The sequence below is a fragment of the Natrinema longum genome, from assembly GCF_017352095.1.
Taxonomy (GTDB): domain Archaea; phylum Halobacteriota; class Halobacteria; order Halobacteriales; family Natrialbaceae; genus Natrinema; species Natrinema longum.
Window position 1 is genome coordinate 2,295,422 of record NZ_CP071463.1, and the last position, 18,354, is coordinate 2,313,775.

An 18,354-nucleotide genomic window follows, 5' to 3' on the forward strand; every position below is an offset into this window, starting at 1 on the left:
CGTCGGGTCGGCCCGGCACCCAGCGGCACACGACGCCGGTATGGCGGTGTCCGTCGCCGAAGCCAGACCCATTATAGGCTCCCCCGACCGAATGGCAGCAAGACAAATGGCTATGGACGTCTACGGACTGCTCGGCAATCCGGTCGGCCACTCGCTGTCGCCACCGATGCACGAGGCCGCCTACGACGACTGCGGCCTCGAGGCCCGCTACGTGACCTTCGAACCCGACGAAGGCGATATCGAAGACGCGATCCACGGCGCTGACGCGCTCGGTATCGCGGGATTGAACGTGACGATTCCGTTCAAGCAGGCGGCCCTCGAGATCGTCGCCCCCGAGGATCTGGCGACCAGAATCGGCGCTGTCAACACGATCGACTTCTCGGGGTCGGGGCCGCCGACGGGCTACAACACCGACGCCGTCGGCGCGTTGCGTGCGTTACGCGATCACGACGTCGGGATCGATGGCGCGCGAGCCGTCGTCGTCGGTGCCGGCGGTGCCGGCCGGGCGATCGCCTTCGGCCTCGCGGATGCCGGCGCGAGGGTCGCGATCGCCAACCGAACCGAGGCGAGGGCACACGCGCTGGCCGAGGAGGTCCCCCGCGCGAGCGGCCACGGCCTCGCGGAACTCGAGGGCCTGGTCGCCAACGCCGACGTGCTGGTCAACGCGACGAGCGTGGGCATGGAGGAAGACGCGACGCCGGTTCCCGCCGACGCGCTCCACGAGGAGTTGGCCGTCCTGGACGCGGTCTATCGGCCCCTCGAGACGCGGCTGTTGGCCGACGCCGCCGACGCGGGAGCGACGACCGTCGACGGCGCGTGGATGCTCCTCTATCAGGGCGTCGAGGCGTTCGAGATCTGGACCGGTCGGGACGCGCCGGTCGACGTCATGAACGAGGCGCTTCGGGCCCGGCTCTGAGGGCCGTCCGACGTCCGAAGCGATCGGCAACCCGCAGTAGTCCGATAGTATCAGACGAATTTAAGTGTTGGAACCGACTACACGCCGATAATGGCACTCCTCCAAAAACTGAAGTCCCTGTTGGGGTTCGACGAGTCGGACTCGGAGCGCGGGGGCACTCGAGAGGTCGGCGTAACGGTCGAGCGGGAAGGGTCGGTCGACGACGGCAGCGACCCCACCGAACCGCCACGGTCGACCACGGCCGACTCGAGCGGTGGGGGATCGACGGCGTCGCCAGCGGAACCGACCGACACACCGGAGGAGGCCGCCGAACCGGCGGAATCGACCGAGTCGGAGACCGACGACGTGGCTCCGACTGCGGAAACGGCCGGGCAGGCCGCCGACGAGCCGACTGAGGCAGACCGTCCCGCGGAACCGGTCGACGAAGCCGAACCCGACCGAACCGCCGACGAACCAACCGACGCAGTCGAGACCGACGACGAGCCCGCCGAACCCGACCGGACCGCCGACGCCGAAATCAACGACGACCCCGTCGACTCGATCAAGGGGATCGGCCCGGCCTACGCCGACCGCCTCGCCGACGCCGACGTCGACACCGTCGGCGAACTCGCCGCCGCGGACGCCGCCGAACTGGCAGCCCAGACGGACCTCTCCGAAAAGCGCATCCAGGGCTGGATCGATCGCGCCGAACTCCGATAACGGAGCCGCGACGACCCATCGTCCACCTCCCGACTCTCCATCTGTTTCCTCGAGACGCCCCGTCTCGGCGTTCCCGTCGAGACCCGAAATCGCAAGAGGATTAGTTACCGCCCCCCTCTCGAGGGGTATGAGCGATCCGCGCGTCGTCACGACGCTGGATTCGTTTCGCGCCGCCGCTCGCGACAGTGTCGCGGGCGCGGAGCGTGGCCAGTCGGCGCGCACCCACTGTCGCATCCCCGTCGAGATTCGCGTGACCGTCGACGATCCGTTTCGCGCCTATCGTCGGGCACGCGACGGCGAGGGGGGTGCCTTCCTCGAGACGACCGGCGGCCAGCCCGGCTGGGGCTACTTCGGCGTCGATCCCGTCGATCGGCTCACCGTCGGCCCCGATGCGGTCGCCCGACCCGACGACGGTCGGTCGCCGACGCTCGCCGCACTCGAAGGGCTACTCGCGAGCGACCGGCTCCGCCGTGGCGACTGCGACGTTCCCTATCCCTGCGGAGCTATCGGCTGGGTAGCCTACGACGTCGCCCGCGAACTCGAGACGCTGCCCGACTCGGCCGTCGACGACCGCGGACTGCCCCGCCTCGAACTCGCGGTCTACGATCGACTCGCCGCCTGGGAGGAACCGACCGACGGCGCGGTGACGCTGCGGCTCACGGCCTGTCCGCGGGTCGGCGTCGACCCCACGGCGCGGACGGAAAGCGACCTCGAGGCGGCCTACGAACGGGGCCGCGAGCGGGCGCTCGAACTCGCCCGCGCCGTTCGCGACGGCGATCCCGAGATCGGCGAGCCGCCCGTCTCGGGGACGGAAGCGACCTTCGAGAGCGACTGTGGCCGCGCGGCCTTCGCCGACCGCGTCCGTCGGGTCAAGGAGTCCGTCCGCGAGGGGGACACCTTTCAGGCGAACGTCTCACAGCGGTTGGTCGCGCCCGCCGTGGTCCACCCCGTCGCCGCCTACGACGCCCTGCGGCGGGTCAATCCAGCCCCCTACTCCTGTCTCCTCGAGTTCCGCGCGGCCGACCTGGTGAGCGCGAGCCCGGAACTCCTCCTCGAACGCGACGACGACTTCGTCCGGACCGAGCCCATCGCCGGGACGCGACCCCGCGGTGAGACGGCCGAGGCGGACGCCGCCCTCGAGGAGGCCCTGCTCACCGACGAGAAAGAGCGGGCGGAGCACGCGATGCTGGTCGACCTCGAGCGCAACGACCTCGGGAAGGTCTGCGAATTCGGCTCCGTCGCCGTCGACGAGTACCGGCGGATCGACCGCTACTCCGAGGTGATGCACCTCGTCTCGAACGTGACGGGTCGACTCCGCCCGTCGGCGTCGCTCGCTGACGCGATCGCAGCCACTTTCCCCGGCGGGACGATCACCGGCGCGCCGAAACCGCGGACGATGGCGATCATCGACGAACTCGAGGCGACCCGGCGCGGTCCCTACACGGGCAGCGTCGGCATCTTCGGCTTCGACGGCCGGGCCACCCTCAATATCGTCATCCGGACGCTGGTCCGCCACGCCGACGAGTACCACCTGCGGGTCGGTGCGGGGATCGTCCACGACTCCGAACCGGACCGCGAGTACGACGAGACTCTCGACAAGGCCCGCGCGCTCATCACGGCGGTCGACGACGCGCTCGGCGAGCGGGCCGACCTGGGACTCGAGGCGGAACGCGGAGGTGAACGGCGTGAGTAACGAGCACGGCGACCGGGCGTCGGCGAGCGACCGCAGCGAACGGCTGCTCGTGATCGACAACTACGATTCGTTCGCGTACAACCTCGTCCAGTACGTCGGCGAGGTCGCAGACGAGGTGGTCGTCCGGCGAAACGACGAGATCGATCTCGCGGGCGTTCGCGACCTCGAGCCGACCGGCATCGTCGTCTCGCCGGGACCCGGAACCCCACAGGAAGCGGGCATCTCGATTCCCCTGTTCGCGGAGACGGAGTTCCCGATTCTTGGCGTCTGCCTCGGCCACCAGGCCCTGTGTGCGGCCACCGGCGCGCCGGTGATCCACGCCCCCGAGGTCGTCCACGGGAAGCCGTCGACGATCACCCACGACGGGACGGGGATCTTCGACGGACTGCCGGAGACGCTTCAGGTCGGCCGCTACCACTCGTTGTCGGTCGAGCGCGCTGGCCTGCCCGCGACGCTCGCGGAGACCGCCCGGACGGCAGACGAGCGCGGCGTCCTGATGGCGGTCCGCCACCGCGAGAAACCGCATCTCGGGGTGCAGTTCCATCCCGAAAGCATCCTCACGCGCGGGCACGTGGACGCCGCGGACGGCGACGGCATCTCGCTGTCGGTCGGTAAGCGAATGATCGCGAACTTCTGTCGGTTCGCCGCTCGAGTCGACGCGTGATCGGGCCGCCCGAATCGTCGCTCGAGCGGGCCGATCGGCGGCCCGTCACCGCTCCCGATCGATCACCGCTACCTCGTCGGGTCCGGGACCGAGCACGACACGGTAGCCCTCGTACTCGAAGCGGACAGTGACGGGTGCGCTCGACTCGAGGACCGCGGTGAGTGCCTCGGCGTCGACCGTCTCGGACAGGGGTGGCAGGCCCGTCACGGCACGGTCCTCACGGGCCGCGATACACGTGAGTGCCGTGGCGAGTGCTGGGTGCATGGTGATCGTCGGGGAGTTCGAAGACCGTTACCGCGAACGTCGTCTCGCAGTTCGGACAGGTGGCCGGGTCCTCGGTCGGTGCGATACGAATGTCGGTACCACAGTCGCAGTGGATGGTGATTCTCGAGACCATGAGTCGTTCCGTGTGGCCCCGACGCGGCGGTACACAACCCAGCGAGCGAGTCGGCGACAGGAGCGACTGGTCGGCGGGACGTCGGCACTTCTTTATTTCGCCAACGTCAATGGTGGATTGCTCCCGCGACGCGGGGGCAGCGTGTGAGCCGGAGTGTAAGCTTGGTGGCTGGACTCCGGCTCAGCGCACTTTCGTGCGCGTCTGTGCGTTACGCAATCTACCCTAAAGAACGTTAGGATATTGACTGGTTAGGTGCGTCGATGGGGGCTCGAGAGACGGGACTACGGCCACGGTTCGTCCTTCCTCTCTGCAAAACCGGGACGCCCCTACGGGAGCAACTGCGCGCCGCGCTAGCGAAAAGTCAGGTTGGCCGATTCGGGACGGTACAACCGTACTGCTCCACCAGTAGGAGAGAATGGGACTCCATCCCGAATGTTGTCGAGTCCGCTTAGGAGGGAGCGAATAGGCTATGACCGAGCGGTAAGTACAGGTGGAGTACTTAGCAACTCGACCGACATCGAAGTGTAAAAGAAATGTTCTCCTCGGAGGAAGGAATCTCTTCAATTCCCCCACTTGGAGATGTGACTTGGTTCTGATTGGTCTTTGTTTCGACCCCGCCAGACCTCAGCAAGTATCACACTCCATGTCACTATAGCTAAGAACGGGAGGTGCCATGACGGGGGAGAGATATCTGTGACCATCAGAATATACGGATACGCAACTGCAACCGTTAGGAGGGTAGCACCATACCCTACAGAAAAGAATGTCGGTTCAGCTGAACGGGCGGACAACCTACGATATAACAGAAAGAGGGCATAAGGACCAAAAACTACACATTTTGTGAGGTAAATGAAAAACGGGTATAGCCTCCAGGTTGCGCCTGCTTGACCGATTTTGATCAAGAATCGATCCCCAGTCGAATTTTCTACAGCAAAATGTCCATATTCAGTACTTCCTTCATTAACAGGATGTGGAAACTTCTCATATTCATCGCACAGGAGTAGTCCGGGGCTGCACACAGGGGGTCTCCCTAATGACCGTAACCCAGAACTGAGTGGGTCCTGTTGCTTCGCCTCTTCGTTGGCTTTCAGAAAGGCTCTCAACGGGAATACCACCCTCACTTCTGTGAGAGGCGTGCTCGATGTACTCTTCATAATGTTCTGAAGATTCATGTGCGATGGCATAATGTGTGCTGTCTCCGTTATACGGTTTCATGAGTGTGCCCGGAAATAAGATAGCACCTACAAGGAGAACGGCGATGATGAATGAAGCGCTCAAAAACCTCTTAAATTTCATTGAGCAAGAGTAATCTGATTAGGGTATGTGTTTTGTGGGCTTTGAGTCATCAATACGCACACATAGGTATCGCAGTGTTCAGCCAACCTCCGAGTGGATAGAAGATAATAAAGTACCCTCTCGACTCAACTGTCCCCTTATAGTAGCCACTGAAACGATTTACACACTGACCGCGACGCCATCATGTGGTCAAGTGCGCATTGACTTTCAGAGGCTATTACAGTTAAACGTCGAAGAATACCATTCCACGAATACGCACACGAGATGCGAACCGCGTATGCATGTCAATTGACGATTGCCTCGACGAACCAGCCGATCGCTTAATCGGACGACATACTTTCCCCCGTTCACGGGCTTATAGGCTACTCGAGAAAGTCAAAAATGACGACTCGGAGAGTCGTGTGTACGAATACACGAGTCCGAACGACGGGCAACTCGAGGGAGTCTCGGAATTCTAGAATCCCTCCTCAGACGCTTGTTCGATAGCAGTTCTCGCCAGAGGGTACGGGAAAGACGAGCGCCACCTACCGAGACACGCTACGCGAAATCTACCTCTACCGTTCTTCACCGTCCGTCTCGACACCGGGACCCCACTCGTCAGGATCTTCCAGGTCGAGTCGATTGGTCGCCGTACGAGCGGTCGGCAACGCGGTGAGCGTCGTCTCGAGGCCGATAGGCATATCCGACCCATGTAACTGAACGCAATCGATGTAACTCGAGGGTGACACTTTCGACGAGCAGTGGGTTCATACTCCTTCGAGTGCCACGACGAGATATCTCCGACTCGAGCGCACTGCCATGACCGACGACTCCATCTACCACGTCGACGGCGATCTCGTCCCTGCCAGTGAGGCGACCGTCAGCGTCGACGATCGCGGCTTCCGGTACGGCGACGCGGCCTTCGAAACGATGCGCGCCTACGGTGGCACGATCTTCGCCTGGGGCGACCACCTCGAGCGCCTCGAGCGGACCTGCGAGGCTCTCTCACTCGCACACGGGCTCGACGCGAGCGACCTCCGGACGCGGATCGACGAGACGCTGGCGGCGAACGACCTCGCGGACGCCTCCATCCGCCTCTCGATCACGCGCGGCGTCCAGCCGGGCAAATTGACGCCCCAGCCCGAGGTCGACCCGACGGTCGTCGTCTACGCGAACCCGCTCCCGCGGGGCGGCCTCGAGGGCGAGTCCGTCTGGGACGGCCCGGCGACGGTCGAGACGGTCGAAACCCGACGCGTCCCCGACGAAGCGCTTCCGGCCGCGGCGAAGACCCACAACTACCTGAACGGCACCCTCGCACGTGCGGAACTCGAGGGTGACGCCGACGAGGCACTCATGTGCGACCGCGAGGGCCGACTCGCGGAGGGCGCGACGAGCAACCTGTGGTTCGTCCGCGACGGCGAGGTGCACACGCCGACGACCGACGGGCCGGTGCTGCCGGGGATCACGCGGCGGATCGTCCTCGAGCTCGCTCTCGAGGCCGGCGTTCCGGTTCGGGAGGGTCGATACGAGCCGGCCGACGTTCTCGCGGCCGACGAGGCGTTTCTCACCAACCGTACGTGGGAACTGCGACCGATCGCGACGATCGACGGCCACGAGATCGGCGGCGGCCCGATCACGGCCCGGCTGTCCCGACTGTACGACGAGCGCGTCGAACACGCGTGTTATCGGTAGGCTCTCTGCCCCGTCTCAGCATCGACATCCCTCGAGTCGGGTGCCTCTCCCCTCGTGCGGGACGTTTTCCCGCCCCAGTCTATCCCTCAGTACGGCTAGCGATACGCCTCGAATTCCTCGCCGAACACCAGGAAGTAGGCGGTCCCGACGAGCCCGACGGCGGTCGCGATACTGAACGCGACGATCGGATCGCCGGCGAACAGTTCGCCGCCGGTCAGCGGGTTCGAAACGCCGTCCCAGAGCAATCCGCCCAGCGCGGCACTCGGGATCACGATCAGGTTCCGCAGGAGGTAGTACGCACCCGTCACCCGGCCGCCGGCCCCCTGCTCGGCGGGGCCGACGATCAGCGCCTTGTGCGCGGGCAGGCCAGCAAAGCGCAGCCCGGAGAAGGCAAAGAGACCCGCGAGAACGGCCGCGTCGGCGGGTGCGTTGATCAGCAGGATCGGGAACACCGCGTAGACGACGAAGCCGAGGGCCACGACCGGCTTGAGTCCGATCCGTTCGGCGGCCTTGGCGACCGGGATCATCGTCAGCAGGGCGACGACCATCTCGATCCCCAGCAACACCCCGAAGTACGACTGCGGCGAGAGGGACACGGTTCCGACCGCGGGAACGGGAACCGAGAGCCCGACCTCGAGGACGCGCGTGACGACGAGCACGAAAAAGACGTAGACCATGCCGTTGGCGAAGCGAACGAGCGTATCGCCGATCAGCAGGGGCCGGAGTTCGCTCGGCATCGCACGGAGGTCGGCGAGTAGCTGGGAGACGCCCTCGAACTCCTTGCCGATGTCGTCTTCGTCGGGCCGGTAGCGGACGTGCTGGACGACCGTTCCGAGAGCGCCGAACGCGACGGCGACGAGCAGGATGAGCTGGAAGGCGGTGACGATCTCCCCGTCGCTCGAGCCGAACGGATAGAAGAGCGCGGCGGCGAACAACGGGCCGACGAGAAAGGCAGTCCGGCGGAACGTCTCGGTGCTCGCGAAGCCGGCGGCCAGTTGCGAGGGCGGGACCGCCTGCTTGACGATCGCGAACGTCGCGCCCAGCCCGAAGGACTTCCAGGCCTGTGCGAGGAGCAAGCCGAGGAAGACCGCGACGATCGCAAGCGACGTCGGCCCGATCGTCACGTCCTCGAGCGCGGGGGCGGCCAGCCAGATGCCGAACCCGATCGTCGAGCACAGGCCGAACGCCGTCAGTGCGTACCGCGAGCCGATCCGATCGGAAATCGCCCCGCCGGGATAGGGGTAGACGGCGCTGATGACGTTCCCGAACGACCCGAACAGGCCGACGACGGCCCCCGTCGCCCCGAGCGCGTACATGTACTCGGCCATGTACCGACTGGTCATCTGGAAGCCGAGGCTGAACGCGAACATCGCCGCCGAGAGGACGAGCACGTCGCGCTCGAGCGCGAAGAACTGTCGAAACGGATCCAGCAGATCGGCCTCCTCGGCTGGCTCCCGCTCGAGACTCATACGTCTCAGTGCTCATCGAACGCCCTTGAAATTTCGTTCGCCACGGGGTCGAGTGCCGGACCGTGATCCGAGCGGCCGGCCGTCGCGGGATACGACAAAGGGAAGGGCTCATTAGCCAGTAGTGTGAGTTTCAGGACATGGCTTCGTGGAAGCGGGATTTCGCCAGCGGGCTCATCGTTTTGGTCCCGATCCTCATTACGCTCTATGCGGTCTACTGGCTCTACGGGATCGTCGCCGGGATCACACCCGGGTTGATCCTCGATCCGGACGCGCTCAGCTCGCTCATTTCGGGAACGAGCGACCAGGCCGTCCAAACCCGCGAGCAGGTCGCGCAGTTCCTCCGCGTGCTCGTCGCGCTGACCGTCTTCGTCATTCTGACCTTCTCGGTCGGCTACCTCATGCGGACGACCGTCGGCGGGCTCGTCGAACGGCTCGTCGACAACGTTGCCAACCGCGTTCCGGTGGTCCGCGTCGTCTACAACGCTTCGAAGATGGCCGCCGAGACGGCCTTCGGCGAACAGGAATCGCTGCAGAAACCGGTCAAACTCGAGACCTGGCAGGGGCTTCGAATGACGGCGTTCAAGACGGGCAAGGTGACCGACGACGGCCGCGAGGTGCTCTTCTTGCCGACCTCCCCGAATATCACGACCGGCTACGTCATCGAAGTCGAGTCCGATCGGATCACCGAACTCGACGAGGACGTCGAGGACGCGCTGACCCGCGTGTTGAGCGCCGGTTTCGGTGACGCCAACCGTCGCGGTATGGACGCGGGCGTCTCGATCGACGTCGTCGACGGGGCCAGAACCGACGGCGGCGAGGGAACTGACCAGCTCCCCTCCGACGACGACTAACCAACGAAATATTACCGAGGGCGAGCCCGTAGCGTAACAGTTCGATCACAAGCACTCTTCTCCGTTTCGAGCGCTTCACGCTCTCCACATCGGCCGTCGGCCCGCTCGCTCGCCCTCCGGGCTCACTCGCGGCAGTGTCGGTGAACCGCCTGCCCTCCCCCGAGTCGCGCGCCCCTCGCAGTACTCGCGGCGCGCTCCCGGCCACGGCAATCAATCGTGAGAGAAGCGTCCAGAAGGACGGTCGATTCCCCGTCTATGCGCCCGTTTTGTGTGCGATCAGGGTCGGTTGCTTCGGCTTCGGGAAGCCCCCCTCATACGGTTTGCCGTCCCGATGTCCCGGTGGGACCGCAGGGCGGTCCCGGTCCCACCGGCACTGACGGACAGGAGACCGTCTCAGATCTCGACGTACTCGAACCAGTCGTCGTACTCCTCGGGGGCCCCTTCGACGATGTCGAAGAACCGCTGCTGGATGTCCTCGGTGACCGGGCCGCGGGAGCCGTCGCCGATGACGACGTTGTCGACTTTTCTGATCGGGGTGACTTCGGCTGCGGAGCCGGTGAAGAACAGTTCGTCGGCGGTGTTGAGTTCGCCTCGCGAGATCGAGACGTTGTCGTGGACGGTGTAGCCCAGTTCCTCGGCGATCTGAATGACGGAGTCTCGAGTGATCCCGTCGAGGATCGACTCCGAGAGGCCGGGCGTATAGATCTCGTCGTCGCGCACGAGGAAGACGTTCTCGCCGGGGCCTTCGGCGACGTTGCCCTCCTTGTTGAGGACGATCGCCTCCGCGTAGCCGTTTCGCCGCGCCTCCTCGCCCGCGAGCATGCTGTTGACGTAGAGGCCGGTCGTCTTGGCGTTGGTCGGGATCTGGCTCGAGGCGTGTTTCCGCCACGAGGAGATCATCACGTCGATGCCGTTTTCAAGCGCGTCCTCGCCCAGGTAGGCACCCCACGGCCAGACTGCGATGGCGGTGTTCGTCGGACAGTCTTTCGGGCTGACGCCCAGCGAGTTGTAGCCGTAGTAGGCGATCGGTCGGACGTAACAGGAGGGAAGCTCCTGGCGCTGGATGAGCTCTTTCGTCGCCTCGGTGAGCTCCGCAGGCGTGTGGTCGATCTCCATTTCGTAGGGCTTTGCGGACTGGTAGAGTCGATCGAGGTGTTCCTCCCAGCGGAACAGCGCCGGCCCGTTTTCGGTGTCATAACAGCGCGCGCCCTCGAAGATGCCCGACCCGTAGTGAAGCCCGTGCGTGAGCACGTGGATCTCCGCGTCGTCCCAGTCGACGAATTCGCCGTCCATCCAGATCGTGTCGACGTCCATCTCGTCGAATCCCATGATCGACAGTGTTGCAAGCCACTGTACTAAGTGTTCGCGGTTCTCCTCGAGGAGCGGCTATCAGCGGGCGACTTCGAGTCGCTGGCTCGGGACTGGAACAAGGGGAGTCTGCGTCGAGTCGGGCCGAAGCGGTTACCGGCAGCGCTCGAGGACCTCGCTGCCCTCGAGGTAGGCGAAGCCGTGTCGGTCGGCGTAGGCGCGAGCGTCGGCGGGGGTAAGCGCCTCGCGGGTTTCGTCGTCGAGCATCTCGCAGACGACGACGGCGGGCGAGCGGCCCGCGGCGTCGGCCAGTGCGAGTCCGAGTTCGGTGTGGCCCTCGCGCTGGGCGAGCAGGTCGGGCGCGCCCTTGAGCAGGTGGACGTGGCCGGGGACCCGGAACTCGGTGGCGAAGTCGGTTTCGTCGGGCGTCGCGGCGGCGGCACCGAGCGCCCGAATGGTCGTCGAGCGGTCGTCGTCGGTGATCCCGGTGTAGGTGTCTCGATGGTTGACCGTCAGCGAGAACGACGACCGTTCGTCGTAGCCCAGTTCGTGGTCGTCCGTCGCGGGGTGGTCGACGGCCTCCGAGTAGAAGGGGAGATCGAACGCCTCCGCGACCTCGTGGCCGAGCGCGACACAGACCAGTCCGCCGGCGTCGTTGCGCAGTCGGGCGACGGCCTCGGGGGTGACGGCGTCGGCGTGGTAGATCAGGTCCGTCTCGCCCTCGCGGTCGGCCGCGTCGTGGACGAGGATCGGTTCGCCGGCCCGGAGCGACTCGAGGGCGCGCTCGAACGCGCTCGTCGAACCCGTGGTTCTCGAGGGCGACCCCGCCCCGGTGCCGTCCGCGTTCGACTGTGGACCGGCGTGGTGGCCAGTCATTCGCGATCACCCACGGAGACGGTGACGTGATCGCCGTCCTCGAGGGCGAGTTCCTCGCGGAGCTTTACGGGGGCGATGACCTCGAGTTGGTCGTCGTCGTGGTGGGTGCGTTCGGGGGCGATGGTGTATGCGCCGTCGTAGACCTCGCCATCGGCCGTCTCGATCGTCGCGGGGTAACAGACGGCGGGGCCGTAGGTCCGCTCGTCCGATTCCCAGCCGTCGATGGGGACCGGCTCGAGCGAGGCCATGGCGCTGCGCCGGCGGACGCTATCGTCGCGGAGGTCGACGTTGAGCGTGCCGGGGAACGGTTCGTAGCCCAGTCGGTCCTCGAACTGGCGTTTGTAGCCCGACAGCGAGATGTAGTGGCGACCTTCGCCCATCCCGCTGGTGACGGTCCCCTCGAGTTCGACCTGCGAGTCCGTCTCGAAGATGCGGCGGTAGTCCTCGTACTCGGCGTGGAGCGTGTGCTCTCCGTCGTCGGTGATCGCGACCCACTGGCCGTCGCTGACCGTATCGCGCTCGAGCAGGTCGGCGCTCTCGAGGCGCTGGAGCCGTCGCGAGGCGGTCTGGTTCGATGCGTCGAGGCGTTCTGCGAGGTGAGAACAGGAAATCTTCACGTCCCCCTCGAGGCCGCCCTCGAGTGCGAGGAGTTTGAGCACGGCGAGTTCGTCGTGCCCGACGGCGGACTCGGCTGACACTGACATACACCTACGTATCCCCTACGCCGACAAAAGCATACCGAATGTGGCACGCATCACGGAACTGTGATGGTGTTCACGAACGTTTATCGCGTACTCCAACCTCTCGAGGCGGGTGGAAAAAGCCACCGGTTAGCGGGACTCGCTCGAGGCGTGCTCGGTTCGTCGTCTCGAGGCGTATGCAAGGAGCGGGAGAACAGTCCTTGCACAATGCAAGCCGGTCGGCTTTGCAGCGGACCGTTGAGCGTTGAGGCGTACCTGCATGAAGCGCCTCCTCGAGGCTCTGTTCGGACTGGTTGCACTCACGGGCCTTCCGTATCTGCTCTACCTCGGCGTGTACGTCCTGCGACGGCCCTCGGGCACCCCCGCCCGGACGTGGCCCCAGGAGCCGTCGGTGAGTATCGTCCTGCCGACGTACAACGAGGCGGCGATCGTCGAGTCGAAACTCGAGGAACTGGTCGGACTCGACTATCCGATGGATCGGATCGAAATCGTCGTCGTCGACTCGAGCGACGACGGGACGGCCGACCTGGTCGAGACGTTCTTCGCCGGCCGGCCGGAGCCGGAGCTGACCCTCATCCGGACGGCCGAACGCGAGGGGCTCGCGCCCGCGCTGAACGAGGCCTACGCGGCCGCCGGAAACGACATCGTCGTCAAGACCGACTGTGATTCCCGGATCGCATCCGACGCCGTGCGGAGAGCGGCCGCGAACCTCGCCGATCCCGACGTCGCGGCCGTCACCGGACGCAACGCCGAGGTTCTCGGCGACAGCGAGGTCGAGCGGGGGTACCGCGACGTCCAGACGATCATTCAGATCCTCGAGTCACACATCGACTCGACGCTGATCTTTCACGGGCCGTTCTCGGCGTTCGAGCGCGACGCGATCGTCCCGATCGACGAGGATTCGATCGCCGACGACACCGAACTCGCCCTCAAGATTCGGCGCAACGGGGGGCGGGTCGTCTTCGATCCGGCGATCCACTACCGGGAAGCGGCTCACTCCGCGTTCGGCAAGCGTCGGGCCCAGAAGGATCGGCGTGCGATGGGGCTCCTGCGACTCCTGTGGCGACAGCGCGACGCGCTCGGCCGTCACGGTGCCTACGGGCGCGTCGTCTTGCCGTTCAACTGGTGGTTCATGGTGATTTCGCCGTGGCTCGTCGCCACCGGAATCGGCGTCGCGACGGTGGGCTCGCTGGCCGCCCTGGGGCCGTTCGGGCTGGCGACTCCGGCCGCCCTCCTCGCGTTTACGGCACTCGGTTCCCGGGACGCACTCGGCCCGCTCCAGCCGCTGTACTCGCTGTTCGACAGCCAGATCTCGCTGTTTCGGGCGAGCATCTCGCTGCTCCGCGCTCGAGCAAACGGGGACGACGACGCCCACGACGGCACCTGGTCGCCCGACCGGGAACTCAGGGAGGTGTTACAGTGACCGACGTGGCGATCCTCCACGACCGGTTCCCCGGCATCGGCGGCGGCGAAGAGTTCGCACTCGAGGCCGCGCGGGTACTCGACGCGCCGATCTACACCGCCTACGTCGCCGAGGGGACGGCCATCCCCGACGACGTCGAGGTGATCCCGTTCCAGCAGTCGAAATACACGTCGCTGCCGTGGCGGCCGGTCCTCGAGTGGAAGAACGAGGGGATGAACCCCCTCGAGACGCTGCACGTGGCACTCGATATGACCGACGCCCACGAGGCGCTCACCGAGTACGACGTGGTCCTCGAGAGCGCGCCGCTGTCGAAGTCCTACGTCCCCGCAGTCGACCAGCGGATCGTCCACTATCCACACAGCCCGCCGCGGTGGCTGTACGACCTCTATCGGGATCGGCTCTCGTCGTTCGCGTACCCGTTCCTCGAGACCGGACTCAAGGCGTACGCGAAGGCGTGGCGGGCGCTGGACAAGGAGGCAAACGACTACGTCGACCGCTTCGTGGCGAACAGCGAACTGGTTCGCGATCGGATTCGGCGGTTCTACGGGCGCGACGCCACCGTCGTCTATCCGCCGGTGACCGGCGACTGGCGAACCGACGGCGACGACGGCTACTTCCTCACCTGGTCTCGGCTCGCTCCCGAGAAGCGGATCGACCTGATCGCGAAAGCCTTCGCGGGACTCGACGAACGGCTCGTGATCGCCGGCGACGGCGAGCAACGCGAGCGACTCGAGGCGATCGCGGCGACCCACGACAACATCGAGGTGCGGGGCTACGTCGCGGACATCGAATCCCTCGTCGCGCGGGCCACTGCGGTCGTCTACGCGCCCAAGCAGGAGGATTTCGGCCTGGTCGGTGCGGAAACGATGATGGCCGGCAAACCCCTCCTCGGTGTCGACGAGGGGTTCACGCGGTATCAGGTACAGGAGGGACGGACGGGCCTGTGCTTCGAGCCGACCGTCGAATCGATCCGCGAGACGGTTCGGCGGTTCGATCCCGCCGATTTCGATTCGAACGCGATCAGGGCCGAAGCGAGACGCTACGAGTACGACCGCTTCGCGGAGGGGCTCCGTGCGGTCGTCGAACAGACGGCGGCCGTCGGCGAACCGACGCGGCGCGCCGCCGACGCCGACGAACCCGACCTCGAGGGGGTGACCGATCGGTGAGGGCGGCGTCGGATCGGTCCCCGTTGCGACCGATCGAGCATCCGGAGCCGACCGTCTCGGTCGTCGTGCCGACCATCCCCGAGAACGATCACGACGCGGTCGTCGACTGCCTCCGCGAGCAGACCGCGACCGCATACGAGGTGCTCGTCGTCGACGACGCGGCGCTGGACATCTGTGAGGCGCGCAACACGGGGATCCTCGGCGCTCGAGGCGACGTCGTCGCGCTGACCGACGACGACTGCCGGCCACCCCGGAATTGGCTCGCACACGTCGCAGCGGCGTTCGATCGCGACCCGGACCTCGTCTGTCTGGAGGGGGCCGTCCACGGCGGCCGGACCTACGACGGGGAGCGGCGATACGTCGGCTGCAACCTCGCGTTCGACCGCGAGGCCGCGATCGCCGTCGGCGGCTTCCGGCCGGCGTTCGCCGGGTGGCGCGACGACACCGAGTTCGGCTGGCGGATGGAACGCGACGCGGACGGTCGCTGCGCGTATCGCGACGACGTCCGGATGCACCACCCGGAGCCGCCACGGGCGACGCTCGACGAGGCACTCGAGGCGCGCCTGCGCCGGGAGTATCCCGACCGCTACGAGGCGGTACTCGTTCCCGACACGCTTCGGGGACGGGTCAACGACTGGCTGTGGCGAAAGGGGGTCTGGAACCTCGTCGACAGGGTCCGGTACGACCTGCCAAACGCCGTTGGCCTCGACAGATGAGACGGACGAACCGATCGAATCCATGACGAATATCGCACTGATCGTTCTCGACACGCTCCGCTACGACGCGTTCGAGGACCACTTCGACTGGGTGCCCGGACGGCGCTTCGAGCACGCCTGGAGCACGAGCCACTGGACGGTGCCGGCCCACGCGTCGCTGTTTACGGGACGGTACGCGAGCGAGGTCGGCATCTACGCCGGCGCACAGACGTTCGATATCGCCGACCCCCTCCTCGCCGAGCGACTGCGATCGGCCGGATACACGACGCGGGCGTTCAGCGCGAACCCCAACATCTCCCCGGTGTTCGACGCCGACCGCGGCTTCGACCAGTTCGAGAAGAGCCATCGCCTCCAGCACCACGGCGACGAACTGTTCGACTGGGACGACTTCATCGCGCAGACGCGCGACCGCGGTCCCGAGCGATACGCGCTCGCGCTCGGCAAGGTCCTGTTCGGTGAGGACCGGACGCTCCCGTCCCTGAAACACGGTGCGAAGCTGAAGCTGCGCGACACCCGATTCGGCCACCACCTCGACGCCGTCGACGACGGTGCGAGGGCCGCCCTCGAGTTGGTCCGCGAGACGACGTTCGGCGACGACGAGTTCCTCTTCGTGAATCTGATGGAAGCCCACTCGCCGTACGATCCGCCCCCGGAGTGGAAGACCGTCGACGTCGACATCGACGGCCTGGCCGCCTCGCTGGGCGAGCCGACGGACGACCCGGCGGATCTCGAACGGGCGTACGACGACTGCGTCCGATACCTCTCCGACGTCTACGAGCGACTGTTCGCCCACCTGCGCGCGTCGTTCGATCTGATCGTGACGGTCAGCGACCACGGCGAACTCCTGGGCGAACACGGCGGCTGGGAACACCTCTCGGGTCTCTATCCCGAACTCGCTCGCGTGCCGCTGTCGGTCTTCGACGCGCGCGAGGGGGCCGTCGAGGACGTCACGTACGACGAGACGCCGGTGACGCTCCTCGACGTCCACGAGACGGTCCTCGCAGCCGCCGGTCTCGAGTCCGATCCCGCGGCGAGGGGACGAGACCTCACCGCCATCTCGGACCGCGACTCGGCGGGACGACCAGACGGAGACGAGGGTGGCCCCGACGGCGCGTTCCGCGAGGGCGAGACGCTCGTCGAGTACCACGGCCTCCCCGAACGGCACCTCGACGCCCTCCGGCGCAAGGGGTTCGCGGACCTCGAGTACCGCACCCGGTGGCTCGATGGGGTCGCGCTGGGCGAGTACTTCGGCTACGAGACGTTCGACGGGTTCGAGGAGTGGGGCGAATCGCCCTACGAGGACCCCCGCGCTCGTCTCGGGGAACTCGTCGACGCGATCGACCGTCGCACCGACGTCGAGGAGGACATCGAACTCGACGACTCGGTACTCCAACAGCTCGAGGACCTGGGATACGCATGATCGCACCGACCTCACTCGCGGCGGATCGCTCGCGTTCGCGGACGCCATCGTGGCGACTCGCGGTGGCGGGTTCGGCGACGCTTCGGGAGGTGGTCGACTGATGGGCGTCGGCCGGTTCGTGCGAAAGATGCCCGAACGCGGCGTTCGCCGGTCGCTCGAGGTCGTCTTCGAGTGGGTGGGCCGACGGGTGTGGATGGGCGAGTTCGCCGACGAGACCGTCTTCGAGCGCGAGTGGGACGTCCTCGTCCTGCTGGACGCCTGCCGGGTCGACCTGCTGGCCGAGGTCGCACCCGAGTACGATTGGCTTCCCTCGTCCGAGGCCGTCGACGCGGCCGCGATCGACTCGGTCGCGGGGTCGTCCAAGGAGTGGATGCGCCGGACGTTCACACCGGCAGACAGGGAGCTACTCGAGAACACGGCCTACGTGACCGGGAACCCGTTCTCGGCGGCGGTCCTCGGCGACGATCACCCGCTCGGACTGCTCGACGAAGTGTGGCGCTACGCCTGGGACGACGACCTCGGCTCGATCCGGCCGGACCCGATCACCGACCGGGCGATCGACGTCTGTCGGGCGGATGAGTACGACCGCGTCGTCGTCCACTACATGCAACCCCACGTTCCGTTTCTCGACCGGCCGGATCTCCACGCGGGCTATCGACCGGACTACTGGGGCTCCCCCGACTCGGTCGTCGATCCTGCCGAGACCGGACTGGACGTGTGGGGTCGCGTTCGACGCGGGGAACTGGATCGAGACGTGGTCTGGGGGGCCTACGCCGACAACCTTCGAACGGGGCTGCACTCGGTGGCGACGCTCCGCCGGAACGTCGACGGGACGCTGGCGCTGAGCGCTGATCACGGCAACGCGATGGGCGAACTCGGCATCTGGGGCCACCCCGACACTCCCGTCTCGAGTATCCGTCGGGTCCCCTGGGTCGAACTCGAGGCCCGCGACGAGGGCACGACGGTCCCGACGCTCGACCCCGAATCGGCAGCCGACGAACGCACGGTCGATGCGGACGTTCAGGATCGCCTGGCGTCGCTCGGATACACGGAGTAACCACGATGCATACGACACCAGAACCGAAGAC

The 18,354-nt window shown here is 66.2% G+C and carries 18 protein-coding genes; 11 read left to right on the forward strand and 7 right to left on the reverse strand.

Going from position 1 to position 18,354, the window contains the following annotated elements; all coding sequences use genetic code 11:
* Nucleotides 1–112: 112 nt before the first annotated feature.
* The 4 genes from J0X27_RS11335 to J0X27_RS11350 all read left to right on the forward strand — a co-directional run bounded on the left by J0X27_RS11335 (nucleotide 113) and on the right by J0X27_RS11350 (nucleotide 3,972).
* Nucleotides 113–916 carry a shikimate dehydrogenase gene (locus tag J0X27_RS11335; RefSeq protein ID WP_207272079.1) on the forward strand — a complete coding sequence of 268 codons (804 nt, stop codon included), beginning with the start codon at nucleotides 113–115 and terminating at the stop codon, nucleotides 914–916.
* A 90-nt stretch (nucleotides 917–1,006) separates the two neighbouring features.
* Nucleotides 1,007–1,615 (forward strand): helix-hairpin-helix domain-containing protein, encoded by a 609-nt coding sequence (locus J0X27_RS11340; protein WP_207269295.1) that lies wholly within the window; start codon nucleotides 1,007–1,009, stop codon nucleotides 1,613–1,615.
* 127 nt (nucleotides 1,616–1,742) lie between these two features.
* Entirely contained in the window at nucleotides 1,743–3,308 is a 1,566-nt protein-coding gene (pabB, locus tag J0X27_RS11345; RefSeq protein WP_207269296.1) for an aminodeoxychorismate synthase, component I, read from the forward strand.
* Nucleotides 3,292–3,972, forward strand: a complete 681-nt coding sequence (locus J0X27_RS11350; RefSeq protein WP_207269297.1) for an anthranilate synthase component II — start codon at nucleotides 3,292–3,294, stop codon at nucleotides 3,970–3,972. Before pabB ends, J0X27_RS11350 begins: the two co-directional genes overlap by 17 nt.
* 45 nt (nucleotides 3,973–4,017) lie before the next feature.
* Here the strand turns inward: J0X27_RS11350 and J0X27_RS11355 are convergent, their stop codons facing one another.
* From J0X27_RS11355 to J0X27_RS18100, 3 genes are all read right to left on the reverse strand, one after another.
* Nucleotides 4,018–4,236: a HalOD1 output domain-containing protein gene (locus J0X27_RS11355; protein WP_207269298.1), complete on the reverse strand. Its 219-nt coding sequence runs from the start codon at nucleotides 4,234–4,236 to the stop codon at nucleotides 4,018–4,020.
* Nucleotides 4,190–4,369 (reverse strand): hypothetical protein, encoded by a 180-nt coding sequence (locus J0X27_RS17915; RefSeq protein ID WP_224214589.1) that lies wholly within the window; start codon nucleotides 4,367–4,369, stop codon nucleotides 4,190–4,192. Before J0X27_RS17915 ends, J0X27_RS11355 begins: the two co-directional genes overlap by 47 nt.
* 1,850 nt (nucleotides 4,370–6,219) lie before the next feature.
* A complete protein-coding gene (locus tag J0X27_RS18100; RefSeq protein ID WP_277410055.1) occupies nucleotides 6,220–6,345 on the reverse strand; it encodes a hypothetical protein in 126 nt (41 codons plus the stop codon).
* Between the two features lie 118 nt (nucleotides 6,346–6,463).
* On the opposite strand from J0X27_RS18100, the gene J0X27_RS11365 reads away from it, so the two are divergent.
* On the forward strand, nucleotides 6,464–7,336 hold the full coding sequence (locus tag J0X27_RS11365) for an aminotransferase class IV (RefSeq protein WP_207269299.1): 873 nt from the start codon (nucleotides 6,464–6,466) through the stop codon (nucleotides 7,334–7,336).
* Between the two features lie 95 nt (nucleotides 7,337–7,431).
* Here J0X27_RS11365 and J0X27_RS11370 read toward each other — a convergent pair whose 3' ends face one another.
* Entirely contained in the window at nucleotides 7,432–8,805 is a 1,374-nt protein-coding gene (locus tag J0X27_RS11370; protein WP_207269300.1) for an MFS transporter, read from the reverse strand.
* Nucleotides 8,806–8,942: 137 nt separating this feature from the next.
* On the opposite strand from J0X27_RS11370, the gene J0X27_RS11375 reads away from it, so the two are divergent.
* Nucleotides 8,943–9,656, forward strand: a complete 714-nt coding sequence (locus J0X27_RS11375) for a DUF502 domain-containing protein (RefSeq protein ID WP_207269301.1) — start codon at nucleotides 8,943–8,945, stop codon at nucleotides 9,654–9,656.
* Between the two features lie 393 nt (nucleotides 9,657–10,049).
* Here the strand turns inward: J0X27_RS11375 and J0X27_RS11380 are convergent, their stop codons facing one another.
* The 3 genes from J0X27_RS11380 to J0X27_RS11390 form a co-directional block, all read right to left on the reverse strand.
* Nucleotides 10,050–10,985, reverse strand: coding sequence for a branched-chain amino acid transaminase (locus tag J0X27_RS11380; RefSeq protein ID WP_207269302.1), 936 nt, complete (start codon nucleotides 10,983–10,985; stop codon nucleotides 10,050–10,052).
* Nucleotides 10,986–11,117: 132 nt separating this feature from the next.
* Nucleotides 11,118–11,840: a 3,4-dihydroxy-2-butanone-4-phosphate synthase gene (ribB, locus tag J0X27_RS11385; protein ID WP_097380515.1), complete on the reverse strand. Its 723-nt coding sequence runs from the start codon at nucleotides 11,838–11,840 to the stop codon at nucleotides 11,118–11,120.
* Nucleotides 11,837–12,544: a DUF120 domain-containing protein gene (locus J0X27_RS11390; RefSeq protein ID WP_207269303.1), complete on the reverse strand. Its 708-nt coding sequence runs from the start codon at nucleotides 12,542–12,544 to the stop codon at nucleotides 11,837–11,839. Before J0X27_RS11390 ends, ribB begins: the two co-directional genes overlap by 4 nt.
* 256 nt (nucleotides 12,545–12,800) lie before the next feature.
* Here J0X27_RS11390 and J0X27_RS11395 point away from each other — a divergent pair, with 256 nt between their 5' ends.
* From J0X27_RS11395 to J0X27_RS11415, 5 genes are all read left to right on the forward strand, one after another.
* Nucleotides 12,801–13,964 (forward strand): glycosyltransferase, encoded by a 1,164-nt coding sequence (locus J0X27_RS11395; RefSeq protein WP_207269304.1) that lies wholly within the window; start codon nucleotides 12,801–12,803, stop codon nucleotides 13,962–13,964.
* Nucleotides 13,961–15,130, forward strand: coding sequence for a glycosyltransferase (locus J0X27_RS11400; RefSeq protein WP_207269305.1), 1,170 nt, complete (start codon nucleotides 13,961–13,963; stop codon nucleotides 15,128–15,130). Before J0X27_RS11395 ends, J0X27_RS11400 begins: the two co-directional genes overlap by 4 nt.
* Nucleotides 15,127–15,846: a glycosyltransferase family 2 protein gene (locus J0X27_RS11405; protein ID WP_207269306.1), complete on the forward strand. Its 720-nt coding sequence runs from the start codon at nucleotides 15,127–15,129 to the stop codon at nucleotides 15,844–15,846. Before J0X27_RS11400 ends, J0X27_RS11405 begins: the two co-directional genes overlap by 4 nt.
* 22 nt (nucleotides 15,847–15,868) lie before the next feature.
* Nucleotides 15,869–17,266, forward strand: a complete 1,398-nt coding sequence (locus J0X27_RS11410) for a sulfatase-like hydrolase/transferase (RefSeq protein WP_207269307.1) — start codon at nucleotides 15,869–15,871, stop codon at nucleotides 17,264–17,266.
* 100 nt (nucleotides 17,267–17,366) lie between these two features.
* The gene (locus J0X27_RS11415) at nucleotides 17,367–18,323 is read left to right on the forward strand and encodes a hypothetical protein (RefSeq protein WP_207269308.1); all 957 of its coding nucleotides are present in this window, start codon (nucleotides 17,367–17,369) and stop codon (nucleotides 18,321–18,323) included.
* The last annotated feature ends 31 nt before the right edge of the window (nucleotides 18,324–18,354 follow it).